General features: G+C 69.5%; 1 protein-coding gene and 1 pseudogene. One reads left to right on the plus strand and one right to left on the minus strand.

The genetic code is table 11. The features are described 5' to 3' along the window. Positions 1-1,273, minus strand: a pseudogene (locus AC27IQ_RS21740) (hypothetical protein); the annotation flags it as partial. A 257-nt stretch (positions 1,274-1,530) separates the two neighbouring features. Here AC27IQ_RS21740 and gshA point away from each other — a divergent pair. Beyond that, the coding region (gshA, locus tag AC27IQ_RS21745; RefSeq protein WP_487090753.1) for a glutamate--cysteine ligase at positions 1,531-2,847 on the plus strand (1,317 nt) is incomplete at its 3' end.

The following is a 2,847-nucleotide window of genomic DNA, read 5'->3' on the forward strand; positions in this document are numbered from 1 at the left end:
GGCCCGCAGCCGGGTCGGGCAGCAGCGTGCCCCAGGTGTGGGTGCGCAGGGCCTGCAGCGTCTGCAGCGCCACCTCGGCATGGCCACCGCTGGTGTCGGCCAGGGCCTTGATTGCCATCGTCAGCGCGCCTGCGGGCGCGATGGCCTCGGCGCCGTGGCGGGTCGGGTCGATGGCCTTCACCCAGTCGCGGAGCGCCTCGCGCAGGGCGGCAATCGCGGGCGAGCTTCGGTACACCTCGAAGCCGGGCAGGCGCCGCAATTGCAAGTCGATGATCTCGCCGTAGGTCTTTTGCAGGGCTTCGGTCGCCGTCCGGTGGCGGCGCTGGGCGTGCTCCAGTTGCAGTTCGGCCTCCTTGCGGCGTCGGGCCAGTGCCGGCTGCAGCGACTTCAGATCGTCGGCGCCGGCTTCGAATTCGAACAGTTCGCGTGCCTGATCCGTGGCCAGCTTCTGGATGTCTTTCAGCTCGGCGTCCTTGCCCTGGCTGCTTCGCTCCAGTTCGGCGTGCTTGGCGGCTTGCCGGCTTCTCAGCGCCTGCAACGCCTCGATGTGCCGGGTCAGCGCTTCCTGATCGCTGCCGCCCCAGTCACCTGCCGCATCGTTTTCCGCGAGCGATCGGTCGAGCCTTTGGTCCAGCCGATGAAGCGCAGCCCGCAAGCTGGCCATGGATTTTTGTTCGCTGGCGAGCCGGTGTGCCTGGTTGGCGAGGCTGGCCGCCCTTTGGCCGCGCTCGCTGGCCTCTTCACTCAGGCGCGTTTCATGGTGCTGCACCAGCCGCTCCATGGCGATGGCCTTGTCCACGGCGATCTGGGCCAGCCGCACGGTTTCGGCGGCCTTCATCTGCCCGGTCAGCACCGGCTCCAGGCTCTCCCACTGACCGCGGCTGCGCGAAGGGAGGCGCGAGGGGTCCTTCGGGGTGTTCTGGTAGCGGAGCATTTCCTCGACGGGCTTCGGGTGGCCCCGCGCCATGCCGAAACAACTGCCTACCTTGGTCGCCAACTGGCCCAGCACCGATTTGGGCTTGCGCGGGGGCATGGACGCGGCATCGGCGGCGGGCAGCGGCTGCGCGAGGTATTTGCGCGCTGCCCGGCCTGCGTCGTACAGGGGCGACAGCAGTTCGTTCTGCGCTGCACGCGGATCGAGCTGGTGCAGCTTGTGGTGGGCCTGCTTGTGGCTGGCCGGCGCGCGGCGTGGGCACTCGATGTCGAGTTGCCGGGCAGGCCTGCGGACGAGATGGTGGGACGCACTGAGAGTTTGGGCATGGTGTCCAGTCATTCATGGGCGTCGGGTGCGTTCCGCGGGCGAGGGGTGCCCGGGAACAGTGGCTGGACCGGGCGCATTGCACGCCCTGCGTTGGCTGGCCACGACACGCGCGATGTTGCAGTGCGGCACCCGGGGCGGCGGACCTGCCTGCGAAGAGGGGTGCGGCCGCGCGAAGCCAAGGTCTTGATCTGGTGCGCCAGCGAGAGTGTGCCGGCCGTGCTAAGTTCCGGGCCGAACCGACGATCAGGTTATAAAGAAACGACCAAATGATGATGAGCCATCTGCAGCGGAAAATCCACGCGCAGCCCGCCAGCCGACTGGCTGGCATGCGCCGTGGCATCGAAAAAGAGGGACTGCGGGTGCTGCCCACGGGAGGGCTGGCGCTCACGCCGCACCCGGCGGCGCTCGGCTCGGCGCTGACCCATCCCCACATCACCACCGACTACAGCGAGTCGCAGATCGAGCTGATCACGGGCGCGCGCCTGGGCGTGCAGGAATGCCTGGACGAACTCACCGAGATCCACCAGTTCGTCTACCGCAGCCTGCAGGCTTCGGGCGGCGAGATGCTGTGGCTGTCCAGCATGCCCTGCGGCCTGCCCACCGACGAGACCATTCCCCTGGCGCGCTACGGCTCGTCCAACGTGGGGCGCGCCAAGAGCGTGTACCGCATGGGGCTGGGCCACCGCTACGGCCGGCGCATGCAGACCATCTCGGGCATCCACTACAACTGGTCGCTGCCCGATGTGACCAGCGACGAATATTTCGCGCTGATCCGCAACTTCCGCCGCCATGCCTTCGTGCTGCTGTATCTGTTCGGCGCCTCGCCCGCGCTGTGCCCATGCTTCGTGCAGGGGCGCGAGCACGGCCTGCAGCGCCTGGGCGGCGAGGCGCTCTACCTGCCGCACGCCACCTCGCTGCGCATGGGCCGCCTGGGCTACCAGAGCGATGCACAGGCCACGCTGGCGGTGAGCTATAACGGCCTGGACGGCTACGCCGCCTCGCTGCGCGAAGCCCTGAGCCGGCCATACCCCGCCTACGAGGCGCTGGGCGTGCGCAACCCCGGGGGCGAATACAACCAGCTGGGCACCAGCCTGCTGCAGATCGAGAACGAGTTCTACGGCACCATTCGCCCCAAGCGCACCGTGCGCTCGGGCGAGCGGCCTCTGAACGCGCTGCGCGACCGGGGGGTCGAATACGTCGAGGTGCGGCTGATGGACCTGGACCCGTTCGCGCCGCTGGGCATCGAGACGCAGACCATGCGCCTGCTGGACGTGTTCCTGCTGCACTGCCTGCTGTCCGACAGCCCGCCCGACACGCCGCAGGAGATCGCCGAGCTGCAGCGCAACCAGCACCTGACCGCCGAGCGCGGCCGCGAGCCGGGCCTGCTGCTGCAGCGCGCCGGGCGCGAGATCCCGCTGGCCGAATGGGGCGCGCAGGTGCTGGCCGAATGCGAGCCACTGGCCGCGGCGCTGGACGCCGCGCACGGCACCGGCGACTACGGCAGCGCGCTGGCCGATGCGCGGCGCCTCATGCAGCAGCCGCAGGCCACGCCGTCGGCCCGCGTGCTCGACCGCATGGCCGAGGCG

Source organism: Acidovorax sp. KPB24-07 (assembly GCF_057543315.1).